Raw genomic sequence first — 24,807 nt, 5'->3', positions numbered from 1 at the left:
GTCTAGCCGCGGACGCCGAAGGGCAGGGTGAAGCGGACGTCGCCCTCGACGATGTCGCGCATGTCCGACAGGCCGGTGCGGAACTGGAGGGTGCGCTCGAGGCCCATGCCGAACGCGAAGCCCGAGTACTCCTCGGGGTCGATGCCGCAGGCGCGCAGCACGTTCGGGTTGACCATGCCGCAGCCGCCCCATTCGATCCAGCCGGCGCCGCCCTTCTTGTTCGGGAACCACACGTCGACCTCGGCCGACGGCTCCGTGAACGGGAAGTAGTTCGGCCGCATGCGGGTGGTGGTCTCGGGGCCGAACATCGCCTTGGCGAAGGCCTCGAGAGTGCCGCGCAGGTGCGCCATCGTCAGGCCCTTGTCGACCGCGAGGCCCTCGACCTGGCTGAACACCGGGGTGTGGGTGGCGTCCAGCTCGTCGGTGCGGAACGTGCGGCCGGGGCAGGCCACGTAGATCGGCACGTCGCGCGTGAGCATCGAGCGCACCTGCACCGGGGAGGTGTGCGTGCGCAGGACCTGCCGCGAGCCCTCGGGCGCGACGTAGAAGGTGTCCTGCATGGAGCGGGCCGGGTGGTCCGGGAGGAAGTTGAGCGCGTCGAAGTTGAAGTGCTCGGTCTCGACCTCGGGGCCCTCGGCGATCTCCCAGCCGATACCCACGAAGAAGTCGGCCACCTCGTCGGCGATGATGCTGACGGGGTGGCGGGCGCCCTGCGGCGCGCGCGCCGACGGCAGCGTGACGTCGATCGACTCGGAGACGAGCACCGCGGCGTCGCGCTCGGCGTCGAGGACGGCCTTGCGCTGCTCGTAGGCGGCGCGCGCACGGCCCTGCGCGACGTTGACCCGCTTGCCGGCGTCCTTGCGCTCCTCCTTGGGGATGGAGCCGAGGGCGCGCTTGCTCAGCGCGAGCGGCGACTTCTCCCCCAGGTGCGCCAGCCGGGCGGTGTTCAGAGCCTCCAGGTCGGCCGCGGCGTCGAACGCCTGCGCGGCCTCCGCGGCGAACGCGTCGAGCGCGGCTTCGCTGAGGTCGTCGACGGGGGCGATCTGGTCTTCCGACACTGCTCTGGGCTCCTCGGTGAGGGTGGGACGGTACCCGACCAGACTAGTCGACGGGATTCCGCGGACGGAATCGCATTACCGCTGGTACGCGCCCACCAGGTCGGCCAGTGCTCGACGGTGCGCGGCGCGGCGGCCCGCGGCGACGGCGCGGTCGACGACCATCCCCCAGGCCGTCGCGACCGCCGCGACGGCGCGGCCCGGGTCGCCGGCGGCGCGCGCCACACAGAAGCACCCGATCGTCGTCGCGACGATGGCCTCGCCCTCGGCTGCGACGTCGACGCCGTCGCCGAGGTCGCCCGCGTCCCGCGCGGCGGCGAACAGCGCCGCGAAGACCTCGCTCCACTCGTTGACGGGTCGCGACCACGGCGCCAGTTCGGGATGGGGGCGGTCGACGACGACGCCGAAGGCGGCTCGGAACCGCACGTCGTCGACGGTGGCCGTCAGCGCCTGCAGCGTGATCTCGGCCGCGTGCAGGACAGGCATCCCCGGGATCGTCGGCGACACGAGGGTCGGCGCGAACTGTTCCTCGACCAGGGCGCCCACGAGCGCCGCCTTGGATGGGAAGTGGTGGTACATCGCCCCCTTGGTGACGCCGGCGCGAGCGAGCACGTCGGCGAGCGAGGCGCCGTCGTATCCGCGGGCGTCCACGATGTCCGCCACCGCGTCGAGGAGCGCCTCCCGCGTCCGTGCGGCCCGTTCCTGCATGACTCCCCCTCTTGACAGTGCGCACTCACTCCGTGAAACATACCAACCGGTTTGAATTTTTGGAGGTGGAATGTCCCGCACCGCGGTTCTCCTTCTCGCGGCGGCCATCGCCTGCGAGGTGGCCAGCACCCTCGCGCTCCGTGCGACGGACGGCTACAAGAATCTCTGGCCGCTCGCCATCGTGGTTCCCGGCTACCTCGGCGCTTTCGCCTTCCTCGGACTGTCGCTACGCGAGATCTCGGTCGGCGTCGCGTACGCGGTCTGGTCCGCGGCGGGCACCGTTCTCGTCACCGCAGCCGCTGCACTCCTGTTCGGCGATCGGGTCTCCGCGACCACGATCGTCGGAATGGCCGTGACGGTGGTCGGCGTCGCGATCATCAACTTGTCGACGGCGGCCGAATGAGAGGCGCGAAAGTGCTCCTGCTCCTCGTCGACGTCGCCCTTACCGCTTACTGGGCGGCGATCATCGCCGGCGCGATCCCTGAGCAATGGCGATTCCGCGACTACACGAACCCCGTGGTCCAGGCATGGAACTGGTCGTTCCTTCCGCTCGACGTGCTCGCCGTCGGATTCGGCGCAGCGGGCCTGCGGCTCGTCCGCACCCGACCCGCGACCGGCCGGATCGTGCTCACCATCGGTTGCACTCTGACCTTCTGCGCGGGCCTCATGGCGATCTCGTTCTGGGCGTTCGCAGGTGACGTCGACTTCGCGTGGTGGGGACCGAACATCGGCCTGATGGTCGTCGCCATGATCGTCACCGCTGACCTCGTCCGGGCGCCTTCCGACGTCAGTGGGCGCGCCCCGCGAGCCACGCCTTGACCACGGTCTTCGGGGCGCAGGCGCACCAGGCGTCCTCGATGACCTCGGCCAGCTCGGCCCGGGTGATCTCCCCGAGGCGCGACGCCCGGATCAGGACGGCGTTGTAGCCGTCGAAGTGGGGCGTGGTGAAGAACGGCCCGTCGGCCTGGACCAGCGCGAGCTTGTCGGATTCGTCGGGCGTGCGGATCAGGATCACGTCATCGAGCCGGACGCCGTCCGCATCGACCGCGTCGGGCCGCGGAGACCGGTTCCCGCAGAACACCTTCTTGCTGACCTGCCAGGCCGGGCGGCCACCCCACGCCGCAACCTCCACGACGCGGGGCAGGGCGAGCGCGATCGCGGCCACGTCCTCGATCCGCGCCGCCCTCGTCACGGATCGACGGTACGCCCGCTCAGCGACAGTTCGCGACGTACGGCATCGAGCCGTACGGACCCCAGATCTTCGTCTCGGCATTGGCACGCGCCGCCGCACGATTCGGTCCGGTGCCGTGCACCGTGCCCGCGAACGACGAGAACTGGTTGCCGAACTGCTGCGCGTAGACGTCACAGGTGACGGTGACGGGCGCGCCGGGCGCGGCCTGTACCGCCGCGGCGGGTGCCGCGACCACGCCCAGTCCGACGATTCCCGCGATGACGATTCGCTTCATCTCGATCTCCCTCCACATTATTCGACACCTTGTATTTATCACATCACACGTCGCTGTTCGTCGCCGCGCATCCGCAGCACGCATGCGGTGTGATGAACGCATGACTGACGTGACCCGCATGCTGGCCGTGATCGCCGACGAGATTGTGCCGCTGACCCGCTCCGGCGTCGCGGCCGGGAACAAGCTGTTCGGTGCGGCGATCCTCCGCAGGAGCGACCTGAGCACCGTGATCGCGGCGACCAACGACGAAACGTCGAACCCGCTCTGGCACGGAGAGATCCACGCGATCAAGAAGTTCTACGAGCTCGACGACCGCCCTGCGCCCGCCGACTGCGTCTTCCTCGCCACGCACGAACCGTGCTCCCTGTGCCTGTCGGGCATCGCGTGGTCGGGTTTCGACAACTTCTCGTACCTGTTCAGCCACAGCGACTCCGAGAAGTCCTTCGCGATTCCGCACGACATCCGGATCCTGACCGAGGTCTACGCGGTCCCCGACCCGGACCGTGCGGCGCCGGCGCCCGGGCGTGATCTGTACAACCGGAGCAACGCGTTCTTCCGCGCGACCGACCTCATGCCGCTCGCGCAGGAGGAGTGCCCCGGTCTCCTGGAACGCCTGATCGCTGCCTACGACGAGCTGTCCCGGACCTACCAGGCGAGCAAGAACGCGGACGGCACCGCATCGGGCAACATCGCCCTGGCGTGATGCAACACCGCCGTCACATCGAGGCAATCGATCAGCGGATCGGGCTGCCTACCGTCGGGCCATGGCGATCACGACGACGGACGGCGGCACGCCGCACCAACGACCGGAGGACGAGTACCTGGGCGTCGGAAAGACCCTCGGCTACGGAATCCAGCACATCCTCGCGATGTTCGGCGGTGTCATCGCCGTCCCGCTGATCGTGGGCGGCGCGGCCGGGCTGGACACGGCGCAGAAGGCACTGCTCGTCGCGAGCGGCCTGTTCGTCAGCGGCCTGGCGACCATGCTCCAGACGCTCGCCGTGCCGTTTTTCGGCAGCCGGTTGCCGTTGGTGCAGGGCACCAGCTTCGCGACCGTCTCGACCATCCTCACGATCCTCGCCGGCGACCCCGAAAACGGGCTCCGAGTCGTGTTCGGTTCGCTTCTCGTCGCCGCGGCGATCGGTCTGGCGATCACCCCGTTCTTCGCCCGCGTGATCCGCTTCTTCCCGCCCGTCGTGACCGGCTCGATCATCACGGTGATCGGGCTCTCGCTCATGCCGGTCGCGGCGGGGTGGATCACCGGGCAGCCGACGATCACGGTCGACGGGCAGAAGGTCGCCAATCCGGACTTCGCCGCGCTCCCCGGTATCGGGCTCGCGATGTTCACGTTCCTCGCGGTCGTCCTGCTCAGCAAGGTCCGTATGCTCTCCCGGCTGTCCGTGCTGCTGGGGCTGGTGGTCGGCACCGTCGTCGCGCTGATCTTCGGCCGCGCCGACGTCGGCGCCGTGGGGTCCGCCCCGGTGTTCTCCGTCCCCCACCCCTTCGCCTTCGGCGGGCCGATGTTCGAGATCGGCGCGATCGTCTCGCTCACCGTGGTCATCCTGGTGACGATGGTCGAGACCACCGCGGACATCCTGGCGGTCGGTGAGGTCGTCGGCACGAAGGTCGACTCGCGGCGGGTCGCAGACGGACTGCGGGCCGATATGGCGTCCTCTCTGCTGGCTCCCGTGTTCAATTCGTTCCCCGCCACGGCGTTCGCGCAGAACGTCGGGCTGGTCGCGCTCACCGGGATCAAGAGCCGGTTCGCCGTGGCGGCGGGCGGCGCGATCCTCCTGGTGTTGGGGCTGTCGCCGATGGCGGCGGCCGTGTTCAGCGTGATCCCCGGGCCGGTTCTCGGGGGCGCCGGGATCGTCCTGTTCGGCACCGTCGCGGCCAGTGGGATCCGCACCCTCGCCAAGGTCGACTACCAGGGCAACAACAACCTGCTCATCGTCGCGGCGGCGATCGCCTTCGGGCTCATCCCCGTGGTCTCCACCGACTTCTGGCACGCGTTCCCCGCCTGGTTCGTGGTGATCTTCCATTCGGGCATCAGCGCGGCGGCGATCGTCGCGGTGCTCCTCAACCTGCTGTTCAACGTCCTCTTCCCGGGTGCGCCCGCGCAACCGTCGATCGTGGCAGCCGGGCCCGCGATCGGGGTCCCCGACGAGGTCGAGCGCAGCGGTCAGGCGTCCGACGGTGCCGTCGCGGCACCGTCGGCCACGGAGGCGCGGGGCACGCGCACGTCCGCCTGAGCCCGCGCCGCGAGGAGCGCGACCAGGAAGACTGCGAGGGCCTGCCACCCCGTCGACGAGCCGAGCCCCTCCTTGGCCATGAGCAGCACTGCCACCCCGGCGACGCACACGAGGCAGCCGGCGAGAGCGCCGCGCGCCCCGCGGGTCGTCACGCGGGCGTCCCACCAGGGCAGTCGCCGGTGCTCGAGCGGCGAGAGGAGGACGAACAGCGTGAACATCACGACCGCGAAGACCGCGGCCCGCAGCGCCATGAGCCCCCAGAAGCCCGCCTGCGCCGGATCGACGGCGTCGACGCCCACCGCGTGCAGCGCGAAGGCCGCGACGGCGATCGCAGGGATGTGCCAGAGGTAGAGCGTCATCGCTCCGCCGTTGCCCACCGCCACCGGGTACCAGACCCGCGGGTTCCGGGCCCAGCGCCCGATCGCGGGCGCCGCCACGACGAACAGCAGGCTCACCCACACGCAGTGCAGGCCCAGCAGGAACGTGGGCGGCGTGGTGTTGGAGAAGGTCTCGGCGCCGGTCACGACGAGCGGCACGTCGTACGGGCCGAGGACGACCGCGGCGACGGCCGCGACGAACGCCGCCGCGGCGACGACCAGCGCGAACCGGACCGGAATCATCTGGCGGGCGTACGCGACGCCGATGACCACGGGGATCAGCCACACCACCAGGAAGTTCGGGAAGCCCCACCCGATCGATCCCGTGGCGAGGCGCGCACCGTCGAACAGTGCGGACGCGAGCAGCAGCGCCACGACGATCCCGGCGAGCGCGGCGCCGCCGCACCGCATCAGCGCGGGCACGAACGCCAGCACCAGCAGATACACGCCGATGAACCAGAGCAACGCCACGGACTCGCCGCCGAGCCGCTCGGCGCTCGCCTCCCCGAGGATCACTCGCGTCGCGCCCAGGGCGAGCGACCAGAACGCCAGGTACCAGAACACGGGGCGGGCGAGCCGCTGCGCCCGACCGACGAGCCACGCGCCCCACGCGGTCCCCGGCTTCAGCCCGTAGGCGGACGAGGCCGCGCCAGCGAGGAAGAAGAGCGGCATCACCTGCAGCACCCAGGTGATCGGCTGCAGGGACGGCTGCGCGCCGAGGGTGTTGCCGACCCACACGCCCGACGGGGTGACGGTGGCGAGGAGGAGCACGCAGTGCCCGACCATGACGACCAGCAGGCTCGCCAGGCGGGCGACGTCGATCGCGCGGTCGCGGGTGTCCGGGGTGCCGTCGAGGACGGCGGAGCGGGCGGGCAGGAGTCTCATGGTCACCATGCTTCCGGCGCGGGCACCGTCAGGGATGAGTAGTCCTACCCGGAACCGGTGAGGACCTATCCCCGATTCTGCACGCGCGAGCTCGCGTACAGGCAGATCGACGCGGCGGTGGCGAGGTTGAGCGACTCGGCGCGGCCGCGGATCGGGATGGCCACGCGATGGTCCGCGAGATCCTGCAGGGCGCGCGGCAGGCCGTGGGCCTCGTTGCCGAACAGCCAGGCGGTGGGCCCGGCGAGCAGCTCGTCGGCGTCGTCGAGCGAGACCTCGCCGTGGGCGGCGGTGGCCAGCACCGTGAGCCCGGAGTCCTTGAGCCGCGCGATCGCCGCGGCGGCGTCGCGCTCCTGCACGACGGGCAGGTGGAAGACGGATCCGGCGGAGGCGCGCACGACCTTACCGTTCATCGGGTCGACGGCGTCGCCGGCGAGGAGCACGGCGTCGGCGCCGACCGCATCGGCAACGCGGATGACGGTGCCGGCGTTGCCGGGCTCCGCGACGTCGACGGGCACGGCGACCAGCCGCGCACCGTCGGGCACGGACGCCTCGGGCAGGGCCCGGCAGACGGCGACGATGCCGGGCGGGGTGACGGTGTCCGAGAGGCCCCGCATGGCCCGCTCCGTCACGTACGCCTCGCGGCCCGTGAGCAGCTCGGGGTAGCGCGCGGCGCCCTCCTCGGTGACGAAGAGTTCGTCGACGAGCCCGGCCTCGAGCGCGGAGGTGACGGCGTTCGACCCCTCCGCGAGGAACAGGCCCGCCTTCCGGCGACCGGCGGCGCGGAGGAGCTTGGAAGCAGCAACGACCCGCGGGGTCCGCTCCGTGAAGAGCTGGTCCGCGGGTCGTTGCGAGTGCTGCGTCAAATTACGCGACGGGCGCGTTCACGTCGGCGGGGAGCGCCTTGCGGGCGACCTCGACGAGCGCGGTGAAGGCGGCCGGATCGGAGACGGCGATCTCGGCGAGGTTCTTGCGGTCCACCTCGACGCCGGCCAGGCTCAGGCCCTGGATCAGGCGGTTGTAGGTGAGGTCGTTGGCCCGCGCCGCAGCGTTGATGCGGGTGATCCACAGCTTGCGGAAGTCGCCCTTGCGCGCACGGCGGTCGCGGTACGCGTAGGTGAGCGAGTGAAGCTGCTGCTCCTTGGCCTTGCGGTACAGGCGCGACCGCTGGCCGCGGTAGCCCTTCGACGCCTCGAGGATGGAACGACGCTTCTTCTGAGCGTTTACTGCGCGCTTGACGCGTGCCATAAGTCTTCGTCCTTACGTGTGAAAAGTTCTAGCGGGTACCGGGAGCGGCTTACTTGCCGAGCAGCTTCTTGATGCGACGCACGTCGGCGGGCGCGACCTCGGCCACACCGTCGAGGCGACGGGTCACGCGCGAGCTCTTGTGCTCCAGGAGGTGGCGACGGCCGGCCTTCTGGCGCAGCACCTTGCCGCTGCCCGAGATCTTGAAGCGCTTCGAGGTACCGCTGTGGGTCTTGTTCTTCGGCATGTTCGTCTCTCTATCGTTGTGTTCAGGCCGGGCGCGAGGAACTCGCTACTCGGCCGGAGCCTCGGGCGCGGCGGGGCGCGCGACCGGGGCTTCCTTGTCCTGCTGCGCCTTGGCGCGGGTCTTCGCGCCCTTGTGCGGGGCGAGGACCATGGTCATGTTGCGGCCGTCCTGCTTCGCGGACGTCTCGACGAAGCCGTACTCGGCGACGTCGGCGCCCAGGCGCTGCAGAAGACGGAAACCCAGCTCCGGACGCGACTGCTCGCGACCGCGGAACATGATCGTGACCTTGACCTTGGAGCCCTGCTCCAGGAACCGGACGACGTGACCCTTCTTGGTCTCGTAGTCGTGGTCGTCGATCTTCGGGCGGAGCTTCTGCTCCTTGATCACGGTCAGTTGCTGGTTCTTCCGGGACTCGCGCAGCTTCTGTGCGGCCTCGTACTTGAACTTGCCGTAGTCCATGATCTTGCACACGGGCGGGCGGGCGTTCGGCGCGACCTCGACCAGGTCGAGATCCGCCTCGTACGCCAGCTTGAGCGCATCCTCAACTCGCACGATCCCGACCTGCTCGCCGCCGGGGCCGACGAGTCGGACCTCGGGAACGCGGATCTGACCGTTGGTGCGTGTCTCAGTGCTGATGGGGCCTCCTTGAATAGGTGCTCGTGTCTCGTTGCGAGCGGTCTTCACTCGTTGACCGCCGCGCAGCCGACGAGGCCCACCCAGTTCCCACAGCGAAAAGGCCCCGACCAGGCTTTTCGCCTGACGGGGCCCACACCGACCGATTCGGGCCCCGACGGCGTACGCCGACGATCGACCCCTCCTCCAACGAGGAGACCGCAGCGGAAATTCCTCACGGAATCCGCGGCGGCGACCGGACCAGCCGACCATGAGTCGGCGTGGTGGGAGTGGACTCCACTTGCTGCCCCGGACATAGCCGGAGCGGTCGCACATGACAGTGTAGCAGTCGTGAGTGAGAATCCGAATTCGTCCCCCGAGCCCGACACACTGGAACGCCTGGTCGCGGACTCGCCGTCGATCGAGGTCATCTCCAGCGCCTGGATGCTGCTGATGAGCGCCGCGGCCGAGAAGCTGGGCCTGACGGGCGCGGACGGCGACGCGACGACGGCCTTCGACCCGCGCGAGAGCCCGCACTTCGACCTCGACGAGGCCCGGCGACTGATCACCGCGCTCGCCGGCCTGACCACGGCGTCCGTCGAATATCTCGGTCCGCACGCGGGCCCCTACCGCGACGGACTGAAGTCGCTGCAGCTCGCCTTCCGCGAATACAGTAGTTACCCTGACGAACCGGGCCACGGTCCGGGCGAGAAGTACACGGGACCGGTGTACAGCTAACCCTCAGGGTTATCCCCCAAAAACACCCTGACCTGTGTAAATAGGTCTAGTGTTCCAGGTCACACGAGGCGTACCGTCACGGCATGACAAGGATGAGAGCGCTTGCGGCCGGCGTACTGGTCGCTGCAGGAGTAATGGCACCCCTGGGAACGGTGGCCGCCACGACGGCGGCCGCCGCTCCGACCCCCGCGGTATCGCACCCCGGGCACGGATGGTGCGAACCGGGCCGCTGGGTGGGCGGCTACTGGACCCAGGGCCGCTGGCACCCGGGCTGGTGGGAGCGCGGCTACTGGCGGCCGGGCTGGGTGGATCGGTGGGGCTGGCACCCGGGCTACTGGGTCCAGCCGCGCTGGCACAACGGCTGGTACGAGCAGGGCCGGTGGGTTCCCGGCCGGTGGGAGCCCGGCCGCTGCTACCCGCACCGCTGAGTCGATAATCGAACAACCCTCCACGGCCGAACGAACGGGCCCGCAGCCGCTTCCCCGCGGCTGGGGGTCCGTTCGGCTTTCACCACGTCACCCGAAGACGCGGACGGGCCCTCAGTCGCATCCCCGCGACTGAGGGCCCGTTCGGCCGTGTCCGTGCTTCGCGCTACGCGCTGGCGACGGCCGCCGACGCCAGCGACTTGATCCGGTCGGGACGGAAGCCGGACCAGTGGTCGGCGCCGTCGACCACGACGACAGGCGCCTGGAGGTAGCCGAGCGCCAGGACGTACTCCCGCGCCTCCTCGTCGAGGCTGATGTCGACCGAGGTGTACTCGACGCCCGCCTTGTCGAGCGCACGGTAGGTCGCCGTGCACTGCACGCACGCGGGCTTGGTGTAGACGATCACGTTGCTGCTCATGCTCTCAATACTACATCTAGTGTCACACGCGTGCAATTTACACAAGATACTGTGGATTGCGCTCCACAGCCGTCCCCAGGCGATCCACCGTCCGTCCACAGCCGCATCCCCAGGGCGGCGGCCCTCCTACGTGGCCAGAACCTCCTTGAGGAAGGTTCCTGTGTAGGAATCCGGCACCGCGGCCACGTCCTCGGGGGTGCCCTGGGCGACGACGGTGCCGCCCCCGTGACCGCCCTCCGGCCCCATGTCGATGACCCAGTCGGCGGTCTTGATGACGTCCAGGTTGTGCTCGATCACGAGCACCGAGTTGCCCTTGTCGACCAACCCATCGATCACCTGCAGCAGCTTCGCGATGTCCTCGAAGTGCAGGCCGGTGGTCGGCTCGTCGAGGATGTAGACGGTGCGGCCGTTGGACCGCTTCTGCAGCTCGGCCGCGAGCTTCACGCGCTGCGCCTCGCCGCCCGACAGCGTGGTGGCCGGCTGGCCCAACCGGACGTAACCGAGGCCGACCTCGACGAGCGTCTTGAGGTAGCGGTGGATCGACGTGACCGCCTCGAAGAACTCCGCGGCCTCCTCGATCGGCATGTCCAGCACCTCGGCGATGTTCTTGCCCTTGTAGTGCACTTCCAGGGTCTCGCGGTTGTAGCGCGCGCCGTGGCACACCTCGCACGGGACGTAGACGTCCGGCAGGAAGTTCATCTCGATCTTGATGGTGCCGTCGCCCGAGCACGCCTCGCACCGGCCGCCCTTGACGTTGAACGAGAAGCGTCCGGGCTGGTAGCCACGCACCTTCGCCTCGGTGGTGGCGGCGAACAGCGTGCGGATCTTGTCGAAGACGCCCGTGTACGTGGCGGGGTTGGACCGCGGCGTGCGGCCGATCGGCGACTGGTCGACCTGCACCAGCTTGTCGAGGTCGTCGAGCCCGGTGACGCGGCTGTGGCGCCCCGGCACCTGGCGCGCGCCGTTGAGCTTGTTCGCGAGCACCGTCGCGAGGATGTCGTTGACGAGGGTCGACTTGCCCGAACCCGAGACGCCGGTGACCGCCGTCAGCACGCCCAGAGGGAAGGCGACGTCGATGTTCTTGAGGTTGTGTTCGCGCGCCCCGACGACCTTGAGCTGGCGCTTCTTGTCGATCGGACGGCGCACCGCCGGCACGGGCAGCGCGCGCCGGCCCGAGAGGTAGGCGCCGGTCAGCGAGTCCTTGTTCTTGAGCAGCGCCTTGTAGGTGCCGCTGTGCACGACCTTGCCGCCGTGCTCGCCCGCGTACGGGCCGATGTCGACGACCCAGTCGGCGGTGCGGATCGTGTCCTCGTCGTGCTCGACGACGATGAGCGTGTTGCCCAGGTCGCGCAGCCGCACGAGGGTGTCGATCAGCCGGCGGTTGTCGCGCTGGTGCAGGCCGATCGACGGCTCGTCGAGCACGTACAGCACGCCGGCGAGGCCGGAGCCGATCTGCGTGGCGAGCCGGATGCGCTGCGCCTCGCCGCCCGACAGCGAGCCCGCGGCGCGCGACAAGGAGAGGTACTCCAGGCCCACGTCCAGCAGGAACGCGATGCGGGCCTGCACCTCCTTGAGCACGCGGCCGGCGATCGCGGCCTCGCGCGCGCCGAGCTTGAGGTCGGAGAGGTAGTCGGAGCACTCCCCCACGGACATCGCCGCGACGTCCGCGATCGACTTCTCGCCGAACCGCGGATGGTCGAGCGTCACGGCGAGGATCTCGGGCCGCAGCCGCGCCCCGGAGCACGCCGGGCACGGCACGTCGCGCATGTAGCCCTCGTACCGCTCCTTCATCTGCTCCGACTCGGTCGACTCGAGGCGGCGGTGCAGGAAGGGCATGACGCCCTCGAACTCGGCGTAGTACGAGCGGGTGCGGCCGTACCGGTTGCGGTACTTCACGTGCACCTGGTGCTCGGAGCCCTCCATCACCGCCTTACGGGCCTTCGCCGGCAGGTCCTTCCACGGGGTGTCCAGGTCGAAGCCCATCGCATCGCCCAGTCCGGACAGCAGGCGGAGGAAGTACTCGGCGCTCTGCCCCACCGACCACGGTGCGATCGCGCCCTCGTTGAGCGTCATCGTGGGGTCCTGGATCACGAGCTCCGGGTCGACCTCCTTGCGAACGCCGAGGCCGTCGCACTCCGGGCACGCACCGTAGGGCGAGTTGAAGGAGAAGGAGCGCGGCTCCAGATCGTCGACCGCGATGGGGTGGCCGTTCGGGCACGCCATCTTCTCGGAGAAGCGCCGCTCCCGCTCGGGGTCGTTCTCCTCCCGGTCCACGAAATCGAGCACGACGATGCCGTCGGCCAGCCGCAGGGCCGTCTCGATGGAATCGGTGAGGCGCTGCTTGGCGGTCGCCTTCACCGCCAGGCGGTCGATCACCACCTCGATGTCGTGCTTCTCCTGCTTCTTCAGCTTCGGCGGCTCCGCGAGCTGGTAGACCACGCCATCGATCCGGGCGCGGGAGTAGCCCTGCGTCTGCAGCTGGTTGAACAGGTCGACGAACTCGCCCTTGCGGGTGCGGACGACGGGCGCGAGCACCTGGAAGCGGGTGCCCTGCTCCATGTCGAGCACCTGGTCGACGATCTGTTGCGGGGTCTGCCGCGCGATCACCGAGCCGCACTCGGGACAGTGCGGCGTGCCGGCCCGCGCGTAGAGCAGGCGCAGGTAGTCGTAGACCTCGGTGATGGTGCCGACGGTCGACCGCGGGTTGCGGTTGGTCGACTTCTGGTCGATCGACACCGCGGGCGAGAGGCCCTCGATGAAGTCGACGTCGGGCTTGTCCATCTGCCCGAGGAACTGGCGCGCGTACGCCGAGAGCGACTCGACGTAGCGCCGCTGCCCCTCGGCGAAGATCGTGTCGAACGCGAGGCTGGACTTGCCGGAGCCCGAGAGCCCCGTGAACACGATCAGGCTGTCGCGCGGGAGATCCACATCGATACCCCGCAGGTTGTGCTCGCGCGCGCCGCGCACGATCAAACGATCGACCACCGTGATCCCCTCATCTGACTCATTGCAGGCCCACAGCGCGGGCCCTCGTCAATGCTAGGCAACCGCACCGACAAGTTTTCGCCGCGCGGTAGCGTCGAGGCCGTGACCACCACGATCAAGCAGATTTCCGTCGGCGGTATGGACAACAACGTCTACCTGGTGAGTGATTCCTCCGGGCGCACGCTCCTCATCGACGCCGCCAATGAGGCCGAGAAGATCCTCGAGGTCGCGCGGGAGACCGGCGGCGTCGAGCTGATCGTCACCACCCACCGCCACCTGGACCATTGGTACGCGCTGACCGAGGTCCGCGAGGGTCTCGGCGTGCCCGCGGCGGCCGGCGTCAACGACGCCGTGGGCATCGACGCTCCCACCGACCGCACTCTGTCGGACGGCGAGGTGCTCACCGTGGGCGATCTCACCTTCGACGTCATCGAGCTCGTCGGCCACACCCCCGGTTCCATCGCGCTCGCCCTGCGCCCCGAGTTCGACGGTGCCCCCGTCCACCTGTTCACCGGCGACTGCCTCTTCCCGGGCGGCGTGGGCAAGACCTGGCAGCCCGGCGACTTCGACCGTCTCTACGCCGACGTCACCACGAAGCTCTTCGACCGCTTCGACGACGACACCGTCGTGCACCCCGGCCACGGCAAGGGCACGACAATCGGTGCCGAGCGCCCGCACCTGGCGGAGTGGCGCGAGCGGGGCTGGTAGTCGATCAGGGGTAGCCGCCCTCCGGCGGCACCATCTCGCCGCGCACGCCCAACAGCCGTACCGGGCGATCGTCGTCGAGGGCCCGGTACAGCGCCTCGGCGGTGTCGGCGATGCTCGCCGGATCGAACGTCGGCTCGGGCAGCTTGCGCACGCGGTTGACGGTGAAGAACGGCGCGAACCGCACCTTCAGGTGCACGCGCATGCACGGGCGGGCCTCCGCGCGCAGGTCCGCCACGACTGCGCCCGCGAGCTCGTCCAGCGCGCCGCGGACCTGCTCGGGTGTCACCAGATCCTCCTGGAAGGTCCGCTCGTGCCCGTGGGCGCGCGCGACCCACGGCGTCTCGTCCACCCGGTCGGGACCCGCGCCGCGCCCCAACCCCAGGAGGTAGGGGCCGGTGCGCGGCCCGAACTCCGCTGCCAGGGCGGTCGCGTCGGCGGCGGCCAGGTCCGCCACCGTGCTGATGCCCAGGCCGGCCAGCCGCTGGGACAAGCGTGATCCGATCCCCCACAGCTCGCGCGTGGGCCGCTCGCCCATCACCGCGAGCCAGTTCCCCCTGGTGAGCCGGAAGACGCCGCGCGGCTTGCCGAGGTCGGTGGCGTTCTTCGCTCGCACGGTGGTGTCGCCGATCCCGATCGAGCAGTGCAGGCCGGTCGCGCTGAGCACCGCGCGCTGGATGGCGGCGGCCGCCGCGGCCGGGTCCTCCGTGTCCAGCCCGACGAAGGCCTCGTCCCACCCCAGGACCTGCACGGACGCGTCGGGGAGGGCCCGTAGCGTGCGCATCACCTCGGCGGACACCTGTTCGTAGACCGGGAAATCCACGGGGAGGAAGACGGCGTCGGGACATCGCTTGGCCGCGGTGCGCAGCGGCATGCCGGACCGGATGCCGAACGCGCGGGCCTCGTACGACGCCGTGGACACGACGGCCCGCTCGGTCGGGTCGCCGCGTCCGCCGACGACCACGGGGAGACCCATGAGCTCGGGGCGGCGCTGCATCTCGATCGCGGCCAGGAACTGGTCCATGTCGACGTGCAGCACCCACCGAGTCATGCGTCCAGTGTGCAGCGCGGAGGGTTTGATCCGCCCCGAGATCCGCCGACGTCACGCCACGCGATCACCATGCGCCGCGAGCACTGCGGCGAGCCCCTCCCGCAGGTCCTGAACGTACAGATCGGGCACCTCGAGGGAAGGGAAGTGCCCTCCGTGTTCCGGTGACCACCACCGAACGATGCGCCGGTAGCGCTGCTCCGACCACGGGCGCGGGTATTTCTCGATGTCGCGCGGGTAGATGGTGATCGCCGCCGGTACGTCGACGCGGAGCGCCGGATCGAGCGCCGCGTGGCTCTCGGCGTAGATGCGCGCGGCGGAGGCGCCGGATCGCGTCAGCCAGTACAGCGTGACGTCGTCCAGCACCCGGTCGCGCGAGATCGTCTCGAACGGGCTGTCCTCGGTGTCCGACCATTCGGCGAACTTGTCGAGGATCCACGCGAGGAGCCCCACCGGGGAGTCGACGAGCGAGTACCCGATGGTCTGCGGGCGCGTTGCCTGCTGCTTCGCGTAGCCGGCGCGGTTCGCCCAGAAGTCCGCGGTCTCCGCGGCCCATGCGCGCTCCACCGGCGTGAGGCCCTCGGTGGTCAGGCCGGGCGGCCCCTCCGCGAAGGTGGTGTGGATGCCGAGGACGTGGTCCGGGAAGCGGCCCGCGAGCACCGTCGTGATGTTCCCGCCCCAGTCCCCGCCGTGCGCCAGGAACCGCGGGTACCCGAGCCGGCCCATGAGCTCGACCCATGCGGCCGCGATCCGCTCGGTCCCCCACCCGGGCGCCGAGGGCTTGTCGCTGAAGCCGAACCCCGGGAGCGACGGGATCACGACGTGGAACGCGGGCGCCCCGTCGTCGACGGGGTCGGTCAGTGCGGCCACGACGTCGACGAACTCCGCGACGCTGCCCGGCCAACCGTGGGTCAGGATCAGCGGTGTCGCGTCCGGCCGAGCGGAACGCCGGTGCAGGAAGTGGATTCCGAGGCCGTCGACGATCGTGCGGAATTGACCGATGCGGCGCAGGCGGTCCTCGAACAGCCGCCAGTCGTACTCGGTGCGCCAGTAGTCGACGAGGTCCACGAGGTCGGCGAGCGGGACGCCCTGGGCCCACCGACCGCGCCCCGGCGGTGCGCCGCAGACGGTCTCCGGCTCGGGGAGCCGCGCCGCGGCGAGCCGTGCGCGGAGGTCGCCGAGCTCGGCCTCGCCGGCGTGCGTGTCGAAGGATTCGATTCCGTCGGAGCGGGGCATGACAGACCTCCTGACCGTTGCCCGACCCGGCTTCCTTCTGAACCGGCAATGACGGTTCTAGCACGGTGAGTCCCCGAGTGACAACCGGCTATGGTGGTTCCATGCGACCGTTCCCCGACTTCCGTCTCGGCAGCGAGCTCGCCACCGGCTTCACCGCGACGCTCACGGAACGCTGCGGCGATCCGCTCGAGCGGATCCCCACGCCGCAGCGCCTCGCTGACTGGTTCACCGTCGTCGGGCTCGCCGTCTTCGCGTGCACGGACGACGACCTCGCCCGCGCCGTCGAGCTGCGCGAGGCGATCCACCGCGCCGCAACCGCCGCCGCCCGCGACGAGCCCCTCCCGCCGCGCGCAGTCCGCGTCCTCAACGACTGCAGCGCGCGGGGCCGGGCCGCGCTGGTCCTGACCCCGCAGCGGCAGGGACGATGGGACCTCACCGCGGGTGACGAGACCACGGACGCCCTCGGGGTGATCGCCCGCGACGCGATCACGCTCCTCGCCGGCGAGCGGCCCGGTCGCTGGGCGCTGTGCGCCTCGCCGACCTGCCGGGCGGCGTTCTTCGACACCAGCCGCAGTCGTAGCCGCCGCTGGTGCGAGATGAACACCTGCGGCAACAAGGAGAAGAAGGCGCGCTTCAGCGCCGCGCACGAATCGCCCGCTCAGGGGGCCGGACACGCGAGCCCCGGCCGGTAGACGGCGTACCGTCGGCCCTCGGGATCGAAGGCGAATCCGAGATAGTTCTTGTAGAACGTGAAGTGCGCGGTGAAGCCGCCGTGGACGTTCATCAGCTTGTCCCCGCCGACGTCGTACTCCGAGTACGTCCCCAGCGGCGCGGCGTGCACCGCCGCCTGGGACGCGTCCGCGAGCGCCGCGGCGTAGGACGCCTGGTTGGCGCGGCAGAAGGCGTGCTTGAGGAACTTGAAGGCGACCGACACCGTCGAGCTGCGGGGCCGGAACGGGGTGAACCCGGGGACCCCGGTGAGGAGCTGGTTGAGCAGGTCCACGTCGTCGTCCACCACCGCGTCGAGCTTGAGCACCACGTCGCCGCCGAGCCCGGATCCGGTGTAGCCCTTGGCCTGCTCGACGGCCCACAAGGTGTGGTGTACCACCTTCGGGAAGGCGCAGCCCCACAACCACGACACCCCGTCGGCGGCGAACGCCTTGCGGAACAGGTCCAGCTGCGTCGCGTCGGTCGTCGGGGGCTGGAAGTCCAGCCGGGGCCGGGCGTCCCTGTCGTCCGGATCCCGCATCGTGCCCGTCAGCGGCACCGTCATCGTCGACGGTGCGCCGAACAGGTTCGGGATGGTCAGCTCGATGGTGCGGTCGTCGTCGCTGTTGACCAGGATCGGGCCGCCCATCCAACCGTGGCTGAAGATGCTCAGCTCGGTCAGCGTGCCGGGAGCGGCGGCACCGATGTCCTGCACCCGTCGGTACACCTCGGGCATGCCCATCACGGTCCACTGCCCGGGCTTGAACCGCGTGTGCCCGCCGACCGTCGTGTAGCTCGCGCGGCCCACCGGGGTGAAGGGCTTCGAGCTGGTGACGGCCTCCGTGCGCTTGCCGCCGGGGAACGTGATGTCGCGGACCTCGATCTCCCCCGCCCGCACGTCCATCGTCACGAAGCGCAGGTCGGCCCGCGCGGTGTTGCGGCGCTCGAGGAGGCGGCGACGGTTGTCCGCCAGTTGGCGGAAGTCGACGCCCTTGAACTCGTAGTCGACCCCCGCGACCAACACGACCTGTTTCATCTCGGCGCTCCCGCCCGCTCAGTCGACCGGCTGCCAGTCCTCGCCGACCTTCGTCCACGACGGCAGGTCGTCGTTCGGACGGAGCTTGGCGAGGGTCGTCGGGAGGTGCACGAGCCACGGCTCGCCCTGGGGCACCTCGTTGCCGGGCGCGCCGGTGGCCTCCTGGATCTCCTTGATGATCGGGACGTACAGCGGATCGGTGACGTCGGGCGCCGGTCCGCCGCTCCAGATCTCGCCGGTCTCCAGGTAGTGGAGCACCGCCGCCTCGAAACCGGGGCGGACGGGGAAGACCACGCGCGCGGCGCCGGCCCGGAGGAAGTCCGCGAAGAGCGGATCGACGTCGTCGAGCAGCATGCGGTGCGACCAGCCGGGCTTCCAGCCCCAGAAGTACGGGTAGAAGAAGTACACGAGGTGCTCCCACTCGAAGGCCTGCTCGAAGAACCGCACGTACGGCATCTGCGCGGCGGCCCGCGCGAGGTGCGGCTGGGGATAGCCCTCGGCGGAGAGGCTCAGCGCGCCGAACGCGTCGAAGTGCTGCGCGGTGATCATGGTCAGGCACTGCTTGCGCAGTTCCGTGGTCGTGATGCGCTGGTTCCACCCGGGGTTGCGGCCGGAGATGACCACGCCGGCCTTGGCCGCCGCCTCCGCGAGCGCGGACTCGTACGCCTGCACCTTCGCGAGATAGCCCTGGGTGATGGCCGCGTGGGCCTTGAGCTGCCACGCCTTGTAGGCGCGCGGCGTCCGCTCGCAGAAGATCTCGACGGTGGCGGCCAGGTTCCGCATGCCGTGGCCGAAGTAGGCGACCAAGACCGAGCCGACCTCGCCCGCCATGTCGACGTAGCCGACGCCGTTGATGGCGTCGACCCAGTTGCTGCCGATCATGACGTGCCACGCCGCCGAGTTCGGGTAGTACCAGAAGCCGCACTGGAACAGCGCGTACTTGGCGACGTAGCCGTCGTCGATGGCCAGGTCCTGGGACTTGGAGCTCTCGTACGGCGACTGGTTGACCACGGCGTCGAAGGCCTTGGCCACGGTGCGGATCGGCGGGGGCGGCGCCTCCAGGCCGGTCACGTCGTACCGGTGCGCCCATGTCGTGTAGTTGGCCTCGGTGATCTGGTCCGCGGTGAGGGTGAACGGGACGGGCTTGCTGAGCTGCTCCCCCTCCGCGGGGTTCGCGTTCTGCGCGGTGATGAAAGCGGTCCCCGGCTCCGGCACCGTCACGTCGAACAACAAGCGCTTGCCGTAGTTGTAGACCTGGGCCTGCATCACCTTGTCGACCCACTGGTACACACCGCTGACGTTGCCGCCGCCGGTCGTGTTGTCGAAGCCGTGGCTGTACTTCTCCTCGAACTCGTTGATCGTCGTCGTGGAACGGCGCTCGAGCACCCGCTCGATCACCTTGCTCACCGACCGGGCGACGACGTCCTTGCTGAACTCGGACGCCTGCTTGGCGGACTCCTCGCTGGAACTCTTGGTGCTGTAGTCGGCGTTGGCCTTGACCTCGACGAACGGGCCGTACTTCGCGTCGACGGAGACCCCGGCCTTGAACTCTGTGTCCTGCTTGAGCGTCTGGCTGGTCTCACGCTTGAGGGAGAACCGGTCCGTCGACTGCACGTCGCGCTCGTCCTCCCGGGTGGTCTCCGACTCGGTGAGGATCATCGTCTCGGTGCGGTCCAGGCGGCGCGTCTCGCGGTTGAGGCGCTCGGTCTTGAGGACGTTCTCGATGTGGCCGACCTCGCCGCCCTCGTACCGCAGGACGTGCTGGCGGACCAGGAGCAGATCGCCGATGCCGACGGGCCGGATGGAGCCGTGCCCGGTCGGCATCGCGGTGGCGGGCGCCCCGACGTAGTCGGAGGACGCCGCGGTCCCGAGGAGCGACGATCCGATCGCGACGATCGTCTTCGACGCCGTGGTCAATCGGACGTCCGCGGCGGTCAGCAGCTCGGTGCGGGCCTCGTGCAGCCTGCTCATCACCGCCGGCAGCGCGTCCGTGGCGAGGTCCAGGTCCAGGCTCGCGATCGTCGCGCGGGCGGCGGACGAGATCCGCCCGACGGTGGTCTCCGACAGCTGCCACGGGGACCGCAGCTCCGCGGACCGTGGGGACGGTCGGTTGACCTGCTCACGCGTCGGTTCCCTGCCCTCGCGGGTCTCGGGCCGCGCGGCACGCGCCTCGCGGACGTCACCCGCCGCGGGGGCGTCGCGAGGCACCTCGCGCTCGATGAGGAAGTCGCCCGCGCGCAGGCGGCCCAACTCGGCCAGCGCCGCGTCCAGGCGCTGGACCTCCGCGGTCGCCGGGTCGGGTTCGGTGACCGACGGCGCGGTGGGCGCAGCGGGCGCGGCGGGCCCCGTCGTCGCGGCGTGCGGTCGGTCGACCGGGGCCGCCGGTTCGCGCTCGCCGGCGTCAGCGTGATTCCGTTCGCCCCAGGCCGGCATCGCCAAGGGCCGCAGCGCCACCGGGTCCGCGCCGTCGGCCAGCGCGCGGAGGGCGTCGTAGCCGCGGGCGGCGGTGGCAAGGGCCCGCGCATCGGTCCCCGAGGAGTCCGAGACCAGTTTCGTCGCGACCAGGACGTCGGCGAGACGGCCCTCGTCGCGGGCGAAGGCGTCGTCGGCGACGATCTCGGACACCGGGGTTCCGGTGATCGCCTCGACGACGGCGCGGACGGCTTCCGCCGGCCGCGGGCCGCGGGCCAGCTCGGCGGCGACGGCGAGGGCGGCGCCCGCGTGGGCGAGGTCGTCGGTGCGACGCAGCGCATCGTCCCGACGCAGGAGTTGGACGGCCCGGCGGCGCGCGACGCCGGCGCCGCGCGCGGTGTCGAGGGACGGCGGGGCCAGGGTCTTGACCTCCGTGGCATCCGGAGCGTCGGCGGGACGCAGCAGTACGAAGCGGAACAGATCGTCCACGATCGGCCCCTTTCTCAGAGGATGGGATGGTCCGAGTCACGCTACGATCGGCGCCGACGAACCACACGAGTAGCGGAGTACCCGAATCCCCCACCGGCGTACTCGGTTCGGTGTCCGCCGATCGCGGTTCCGCGTCGACTCCAGCCGCGCGCCACTACGATCGACACCGTTGTTTCCGCGAACGACCGAGGAGACCCCATGACCGCACCCAGGGTGTTGATCGCCGGCGCGAGCATCGCCGGACCCGCTCTCGCGCACTGGCTCGCGAGCTACGGCGCGGAGGTCACCGTCGTCGAACGGGCTCCGGGTCTCCGGCCGGGCGGGCAGGCGGTCGACGCGCGCGGGGTGGCGCGGGAGGTGATCCGCCGGATGGGGCTCGACCAGGCCGTCCGCGCGGCGCGCACGGAGACCGCGGGCGCGCACTTCGTGGACGAGAACGGCACCGTCCTGCAGACTTTCGGCGCGGAGGACGACGGCGGCGACGGCTTCATCGCCGACATCGAAATCCTCCGCGGCGACCTCTCCCAGGTGCTGCACGACGCCACCCGCGACCGGGTGGAGTACGTGTTCGGCGACCGGATCGCGACGCTCACCCAGGACCCGGACGGTGTCAATGTCACCTTCGCGGGCGGTGCCGCGCGCCGGTTCGACCTCGTGATCGGCGCCGACGGCCTGCACTCCTCGCTCCGCGCGCTCGCCTTCGGGCCGCACGAGCGGTACCTGCGCCACCTCGGGCACGCGATGGCCTTCTACACCGTCCCCAACGAGTTCGGGCTCGACCGCTGGCTGCTCGACTGCGTGGTCCCGGGACGGTCCGCGGGCCTGCGCCCGATCCGCGACGCCACGCTGGGGATGGCACTGTTCTCGTTCGCCGCCACCGAGTCGGAGCTCACCGTCCGCGACCCCTCCGCCCAGAAGGATCTGCTCCGCGAGAAGATGGCCGGCCTCGGCTGGCTCACCCCGCAGATCCTCGCGCACGCCGACGCCGCCGAGGACTTCTACCTCGACGCCGTCGCGCAGGTCGTGATGGACGCCTGGTCGACGGGGCGCGTGGCGCTCCTCGGCGACGCGGCGTTCTGCTCGTCGCCGATGTCCGGACAGGGCACCAGCCTCGCGCTGGTGGGCGCCTACGTGCTCGCCGGAGAGCTCGCCGCCGCGAACTGGCGGCCGGAGCCGGCGTTCGCCGCGTACGAGCGCCTGCTGCGGCCGATGGTCGAGGCCAACCAACAGGTCGGGCGGTGGAACGCCGCCAGCCGCACCGTCCCCGCGCCCGGCGAGCCACCCGCCACCTCGCCCGAGGACTGGGACATGGCCGTCATCGAGCGCGCGATCAACGGCATCGACCTGCCCGACTACTGACCGTCCCGGGTTGCGGCGGCGCCGTGCTCGCGGATCGTGGACAATGGACGGTCTGATTCATCGCTGCCGCACACGAGGAGTCCCGTGACCACCGACGCCGTCGATCCCCTGCTCGCCGAGGAGCAGGCCCACCTCGATCGCGTGTACGCCCGGATCGACGCCATGCGCGACACCGCGAATCGGCGCCGGGCCGACAACCTGCAGGAGGTGGGCGAGAACCCGCAGGAGATCTCCGAGCGGGACTCGTACCACCAGCTCTACACCGACGACATCGCGAAGTACGACGCCGCCGAACAGAACCTGTACTTCGGCCGCCTCGACATGGGCGACGCCGACGAGGAATCGGCCGACGCGGTGCGCCGCATCGGAAGGATCGGCGTCCTCGACGACGACGAGGACCTGAGCACGCTCCTCCTCGACTGGCGCGCGCCGCTCGCCCGCCCGTTCTACCTCGCCACTCCCGCGCAGCCGGAGGGCGTCGCGGTGCGCCGCCACGTCCGCACTCGGGGCCGCGACCTCACGGGGGTGGTCGCCGAGCGCCTCACCCTCACCGACGCCGGGTTCGACGGTGCCGACGCCGGGCACGGCCTGGGCTCGAACGTCGCGGACGAGTCCGCGCTGGTGGAGGCCCTGAACCGGGCCCGCACCGGGCACATGGCCGACATCGTGGAGACGATCCAGCGCGAGCAGGACGCGATCATCCGGTCCGAGCACCGCGGCGTCCTCGTGGTGCAGGGCGGACCCGGCACCGGGAAGACCGCGGTGGCCCTGCACCGCGCCGCCTACCTGCTGTACACCTACCGGCAGAACCTCTCCCGCACGGGCGTGCTCATCGTGGGCCCCAACGAGACCTTCCTCAACTACATCAGCCAGGTGCTCCCGAGCCTCGGCGAGACCGGCGTCCTGCTGAGCACGATCGGCGACCTGTTCCCCGGTGTCACTGCGACGCTGGAGGACACGGCCGCGGCGGCCCGGCTCAAGGGCTCGACCGCCATGGTCGAGGTCGTCAAGCAGGCCGTCCGGGGCTGGCAAACGGTGCCCGACGAGCCGATCGTGCTGAAGTTCGACGGCTACCCGCTGACGATCGACAAGAAGCTCGCCACCCGCGCCCGAGGACGCGCCCGCTCGTCGCGGCGCGCGCACAACACGGCCCGCGCGATCTTCCGGCAGTCCGCGCTCGACGCCCTGGCCGCGCAGCACGCGGCCACGATCGGCTCCTCCGTGGTGGACAACACGATGCTGCTCTCCCGCACCGACATCTCCGACATCCGCGACGAACTGGCGCAGGACCGCGAGGTGCTCGGAGCGCTCGATCAGCTGTGGCCCGCCCTGACTCCGCAGCGCGTGCTGACGGAGCTGCTGCGCGACGAGGACCGGCTCACCGAGGCCGCGCCCGACCTCACGGAGGCGGATCGCGCCGAGCTCCGCCGGGACGCGGTCACGGGTGCGGACGGCAAGCCCGCCTTCTCCCCCGCCGACGCGCCGCTGCTCGACGAGATCGCCGAGCTCCTGGGCGACGACGACCCGGACGCCGACGAGGCCGAGCGCCAGTGGCGGCAGCGTCTCGAGGAGGCGCAGGAGGCGCTCGACATCCTGACCGGTTCCGCGCCACAGGATCTGGACGACGAGTTCGACGCCGAGATCCTCATGGCGTACGACCTGATCGATGCGGAACAGCTCGCGCAGCGGCAGACGGTGCGCGAGTTCAACTCCACCGCCGACCGCGCCCGCGACGACCGCACGTGGACCTTCGGGCACGTCATCGTCGATGAGGCGCAGGAGCTCTCGGCGATGGCCTGGCGAATGCTGATGCGGCGCAGCCCGAACCGGTGGATGACGCTGGTGGGCGACACCGCGCAGACCGGCGACGCGGCCGGGATGACCAGCTGGGGCGAGGCACTGGACCCGTACGTCCCCGGCCGGTTCACAGTGGCCGAGCTGACGGTGAACTACCGCACGCCCGAGGAGATCATGGATCTCGCGGCGGACGTGCTGGCCGATATCGATCCCGCGCTGTCGCCGCCGGCGTCGGTGCGCGCGGGCGCGGAGCCCCCGCGCCTGGTGCGGGTCGACGGGGACCGGCCGCTCGCCGAGGCCGTACGCGCCGAATTGCCGCCCGACGAGGACCGCCTGACGGCCGTGCTGGCGCCGTCGAGCCTGGTGGCCCCGCTGCGGCGCCTGACGGCCCCGAACGTGCGCGTGATGAGCGTCCGCGACGCGAAGGGGCTGGAGTTCGACCACGTGATCGTGGTGGAGCCGGGCCGGATCGTGGGCGAGCCCGCCGAGGTCGAGTTCGACCGGGGGCTGCGCGATCTGTACGTGGCCCTGACGCGAGCGACCCAGACGTTGACCGTGGTCACGTCCGGGTCGCTGCCGCGCGCGCTGCGCGCCCTGGAGGCCTGAC

25 protein-coding genes are annotated in these 24,807 nt (G+C 70.6%); 10 read left to right on the top strand and 15 right to left on the bottom strand.

Going from position 1 to position 24,807, the window contains the following annotated elements:
• Positions 1-2: 2 nt before the first annotated feature.
• Together pheS and LB823_RS12170 are read right to left on the bottom strand one after the other, a co-directional pair.
• Positions 3-1,058, bottom strand: coding sequence for a phenylalanine--tRNA ligase subunit alpha (gene pheS, locus LB823_RS12175; RefSeq protein ID WP_224647463.1), 1,056 nt, complete (start codon positions 1,056-1,058; stop codon positions 3-5).
• A gap of 75 nt (positions 1,059-1,133) precedes the next feature.
• A complete protein-coding gene (locus LB823_RS12170; RefSeq protein WP_224647462.1) occupies positions 1,134-1,763 on the bottom strand; it encodes a TetR/AcrR family transcriptional regulator in 630 nt (209 codons plus the stop codon).
• Between the two features lie 70 nt (positions 1,764-1,833).
• Between LB823_RS12170 and LB823_RS12165 the strand changes: the two genes are divergently transcribed.
• Both LB823_RS12165 and LB823_RS12160 read left to right on the top strand, forming a co-directional pair.
• Positions 1,834-2,166 carry a multidrug efflux SMR transporter gene (locus tag LB823_RS12165; RefSeq protein WP_224647461.1) on the top strand — a complete coding sequence of 111 codons (333 nt, stop codon included), beginning with the start codon at positions 1,834-1,836 and terminating at the stop codon, positions 2,164-2,166.
• Positions 2,167-2,177: 11 nt separating this feature from the next.
• A complete protein-coding gene (locus LB823_RS12160) occupies positions 2,178-2,582 on the top strand; it encodes a DUF5360 family protein (protein WP_308011451.1) in 405 nt (134 codons plus the stop codon).
• Here the strand turns inward: LB823_RS12160 and LB823_RS12155 are convergent.
• Entirely contained in the window at positions 2,551-2,955 is a 405-nt protein-coding gene (locus LB823_RS12155; protein ID WP_224647458.1) for an MmcQ/YjbR family DNA-binding protein, read from the bottom strand. The genes LB823_RS12160 and LB823_RS12155 overlap by 32 nt on opposite strands.
• A gap of 19 nt (positions 2,956-2,974) precedes the next feature.
• On the bottom strand, positions 2,975-3,229 hold the full coding sequence (locus LB823_RS12150; protein WP_224647455.1) for a hypothetical protein: 255 nt from the start codon (positions 3,227-3,229) through the stop codon (positions 2,975-2,977).
• Positions 3,230-3,329: 100 nt separating this feature from the next.
• Between LB823_RS12150 and LB823_RS12145 the strand changes: the two genes are divergently transcribed.
• Both LB823_RS12145 and LB823_RS12140 read left to right on the top strand, forming a co-directional pair.
• The gene (locus LB823_RS12145) at positions 3,330-3,932 is read left to right on the top strand and encodes a nucleoside deaminase (RefSeq protein ID WP_224647453.1); all 603 of its coding nucleotides are present in this window, start codon (positions 3,330-3,332) and stop codon (positions 3,930-3,932) included.
• A gap of 61 nt (positions 3,933-3,993) precedes the next feature.
• Positions 3,994-5,481, top strand: a complete 1,488-nt coding sequence (locus tag LB823_RS12140) for a nucleobase:cation symporter-2 family protein (protein WP_224647450.1) — start codon at positions 3,994-3,996, stop codon at positions 5,479-5,481.
• Here the strand turns inward: LB823_RS12140 and LB823_RS12135 are convergent.
• From LB823_RS12135 to infC, 5 genes are read right to left on the bottom strand one after another with little or no spacing between them, the layout of a single operon-like run.
• The gene (locus LB823_RS12135) at positions 5,412-6,752 is read right to left on the bottom strand and encodes an acyltransferase (RefSeq protein WP_224647448.1); all 1,341 of its coding nucleotides are present in this window, start codon (positions 6,750-6,752) and stop codon (positions 5,412-5,414) included. The two genes, LB823_RS12140 and LB823_RS12135, sit on opposite strands and share 70 nt — an antisense overlap.
• A 56-nt stretch (positions 6,753-6,808) precedes the next feature.
• Positions 6,809-7,606, bottom strand: coding sequence for an RNA methyltransferase (locus LB823_RS12130; protein WP_224647446.1), 798 nt, complete (start codon positions 7,604-7,606; stop codon positions 6,809-6,811).
• A gap of 1 nt (position 7,607) precedes the next feature.
• Positions 7,608-7,988, bottom strand: a complete 381-nt coding sequence (gene rplT / locus LB823_RS12125; RefSeq protein WP_224647444.1) for a 50S ribosomal protein L20 — start codon at positions 7,986-7,988, stop codon at positions 7,608-7,610.
• Between the two features lie 49 nt (positions 7,989-8,037).
• A complete protein-coding gene (rpmI, locus tag LB823_RS12120) occupies positions 8,038-8,232 on the bottom strand; it encodes a 50S ribosomal protein L35 (protein WP_224647442.1) in 195 nt (64 codons plus the stop codon).
• A gap of 45 nt (positions 8,233-8,277) precedes the next feature.
• Positions 8,278-8,916 (bottom strand): translation initiation factor IF-3, encoded by a 639-nt coding sequence (gene infC / locus LB823_RS12115; RefSeq protein WP_146437343.1) that lies wholly within the window; start codon positions 8,914-8,916, stop codon positions 8,278-8,280.
• Between the two features lie 279 nt (positions 8,917-9,195).
• Between infC and LB823_RS12110 the strand changes: the two genes are divergently transcribed.
• Both LB823_RS12110 and LB823_RS12105 read left to right on the top strand, forming a co-directional pair.
• Positions 9,196-9,582, top strand: coding sequence for a recombinase RecA (locus tag LB823_RS12110; RefSeq protein WP_224647440.1), 387 nt, complete (start codon positions 9,196-9,198; stop codon positions 9,580-9,582).
• Positions 9,583-9,665: 83 nt separating this feature from the next.
• On the top strand, positions 9,666-10,010 hold the full coding sequence (locus LB823_RS12105; protein ID WP_224647437.1) for a hypothetical protein: 345 nt from the start codon (positions 9,666-9,668) through the stop codon (positions 10,008-10,010).
• A 163-nt stretch (positions 10,011-10,173) separates the two neighbouring features.
• On the opposite strand, the gene nrdH is transcribed toward LB823_RS12105, so the two are convergent.
• Together nrdH and uvrA are read right to left on the bottom strand one after the other, a co-directional pair.
• Positions 10,174-10,425 (bottom strand): glutaredoxin-like protein NrdH, encoded by a 252-nt coding sequence (gene nrdH, locus LB823_RS12100; protein ID WP_224647435.1) that lies wholly within the window; start codon positions 10,423-10,425, stop codon positions 10,174-10,176.
• Between the two features lie 126 nt (positions 10,426-10,551).
• Positions 10,552-13,410, bottom strand: a complete 2,859-nt coding sequence (uvrA, locus tag LB823_RS12095; protein ID WP_224647433.1) for an excinuclease ABC subunit UvrA — start codon at positions 13,408-13,410, stop codon at positions 10,552-10,554.
• 51 nt (positions 13,411-13,461) lie between these two features.
• Between uvrA and LB823_RS12090 the strand changes: the two genes are divergently transcribed.
• Positions 13,462-14,118, top strand: a complete 657-nt coding sequence (locus LB823_RS12090) for an MBL fold metallo-hydrolase (RefSeq protein ID WP_224647431.1) — start codon at positions 13,462-13,464, stop codon at positions 14,116-14,118.
• Positions 14,119-14,122: 4 nt separating this feature from the next.
• Here LB823_RS12090 and LB823_RS12085 read toward each other — a convergent pair whose 3' ends face one another.
• A complete protein-coding gene (locus LB823_RS12085) occupies positions 14,123-15,166 on the bottom strand; it encodes a DNA polymerase IV (RefSeq protein WP_224647429.1) in 1,044 nt (347 codons plus the stop codon).
• A gap of 51 nt (positions 15,167-15,217) precedes the next feature.
• Complete coding sequence (locus tag LB823_RS12080) at positions 15,218-16,399, bottom strand: epoxide hydrolase family protein (RefSeq protein WP_224647427.1); 1,182 nt, start codon at positions 16,397-16,399, stop codon at positions 15,218-15,220.
• Positions 16,400-16,500: 101 nt separating this feature from the next.
• On the opposite strand from LB823_RS12080, the gene LB823_RS12075 reads away from it, so the two are divergent.
• A complete protein-coding gene (locus LB823_RS12075) occupies positions 16,501-17,091 on the top strand; it encodes an ABATE domain-containing protein (RefSeq protein WP_224647424.1) in 591 nt (196 codons plus the stop codon).
• Here the strand turns inward: LB823_RS12075 and LB823_RS12070 are convergent.
• Together LB823_RS12070 and LB823_RS12065 are read right to left on the bottom strand one after the other, a co-directional pair.
• On the bottom strand, positions 17,058-18,143 hold the full coding sequence (locus tag LB823_RS12070; RefSeq protein ID WP_224647422.1) for a hypothetical protein: 1,086 nt from the start codon (positions 18,141-18,143) through the stop codon (positions 17,058-17,060). The two genes, LB823_RS12075 and LB823_RS12070, sit on opposite strands and share 34 nt — an antisense overlap.
• An 18-nt stretch (positions 18,144-18,161) precedes the next feature.
• Positions 18,162-21,044 carry a hypothetical protein gene (locus LB823_RS12065; protein WP_224647420.1) on the bottom strand — a complete coding sequence of 961 codons (2,883 nt, stop codon included), beginning with the start codon at positions 21,042-21,044 and terminating at the stop codon, positions 18,162-18,164.
• Between the two features lie 198 nt (positions 21,045-21,242).
• On the opposite strand from LB823_RS12065, the gene LB823_RS12060 reads away from it, so the two are divergent.
• Both LB823_RS12060 and LB823_RS12055 read left to right on the top strand, forming a co-directional pair.
• Positions 21,243-22,403 (top strand): FAD-dependent monooxygenase, encoded by a 1,161-nt coding sequence (locus LB823_RS12060; RefSeq protein WP_224647418.1) that lies wholly within the window; start codon positions 21,243-21,245, stop codon positions 22,401-22,403.
• A gap of 162 nt (positions 22,404-22,565) precedes the next feature.
• A complete protein-coding gene (locus LB823_RS12055; protein ID WP_255603541.1) occupies positions 22,566-24,806 on the top strand; it encodes a 3'-5' exonuclease in 2,241 nt (746 codons plus the stop codon).
• Position 24,807: the final 1 nt, after the last annotated feature.

Origin of the sequence: Tsukamurella sp. M9C, assembly GCF_020169415.1 — a bacterium.
Taxonomy (GTDB): Bacteria; Actinomycetota; Actinomycetes; order Mycobacteriales; family Mycobacteriaceae; genus Tsukamurella.
The sequence above is the reverse complement of the archived record's forward strand: the minus strand, read 5'-3'. Positions and strand labels throughout refer to the sequence as shown.

Coding starts and splice junctions, on each gene's coding strand:
- LB823_RS12170 (WP_224647462.1), bottom strand. CDS start 1,763: ATGCAGGAACGGGCCGCACGGACGCGGGAGGCGCTCCTCGACGCGGTG.
- LB823_RS12165 (WP_224647461.1), top strand. CDS start 1,834: ATGTCCCGCACCGCGGTTCTCCTTCTCGCGGCGGCCATCGCCTGCGAG.
- LB823_RS12150 (WP_224647455.1), bottom strand. CDS start 3,229: ATGAAGCGAATCGTCATCGCGGGAATCGTCGGACTGGGCGTGGTCGCG.
- LB823_RS12145 (WP_224647453.1), top strand. CDS start 3,330: ATGACTGACGTGACCCGCATGCTGGCCGTGATCGCCGACGAGATTGTG.
- LB823_RS12140 (WP_224647450.1), top strand. CDS start 3,994: ATGGCGATCACGACGACGGACGGCGGCACGCCGCACCAACGACCGGAG.
- LB823_RS12135 (WP_224647448.1), bottom strand. CDS start 6,752: ATGGTGACCATGAGACTCCTGCCCGCCCGCTCCGCCGTCCTCGACGGC.
- rplT (WP_224647444.1), bottom strand. CDS start 7,988: ATGGCACGCGTCAAGCGCGCAGTAAACGCTCAGAAGAAGCGTCGTTCC.
- rpmI (WP_224647442.1), bottom strand. CDS start 8,232: ATGCCGAAGAACAAGACCCACAGCGGTACCTCGAAGCGCTTCAAGATC.
- LB823_RS12105 (WP_224647437.1), top strand. CDS start 9,666: ATGACAAGGATGAGAGCGCTTGCGGCCGGCGTACTGGTCGCTGCAGGA.
- nrdH (WP_224647435.1), bottom strand. CDS start 10,425: ATGAGCAGCAACGTGATCGTCTACACCAAGCCCGCGTGCGTGCAGTGC.
- LB823_RS12090 (WP_224647431.1), top strand. CDS start 13,462: ATGCTAGGCAACCGCACCGACAAGTTTTCGCCGCGCGGTAGCGTCGAG.
- LB823_RS12085 (WP_224647429.1), bottom strand. CDS start 15,166: ATGACTCGGTGGGTGCTGCACGTCGACATGGACCAGTTCCTGGCCGCG.
- LB823_RS12080 (WP_224647427.1), bottom strand. CDS start 16,399: ATGCCCCGCTCCGACGGAATCGAATCCTTCGACACGCACGCCGGCGAG.
- LB823_RS12075 (WP_224647424.1), top strand. CDS start 16,501: ATGCGACCGTTCCCCGACTTCCGTCTCGGCAGCGAGCTCGCCACCGGC.
- LB823_RS12070 (WP_224647422.1), bottom strand. CDS start 18,143: ATGAAACAGGTCGTGTTGGTCGCGGGGGTCGACTACGAGTTCAAGGGC.
- LB823_RS12060 (WP_224647418.1), top strand. CDS start 21,243: ATGACCGCACCCAGGGTGTTGATCGCCGGCGCGAGCATCGCCGGACCC.
- LB823_RS12055 (WP_255603541.1), top strand. CDS start 22,566: ATGCGCGACACCGCGAATCGGCGCCGGGCCGACAACCTGCAGGAGGTG.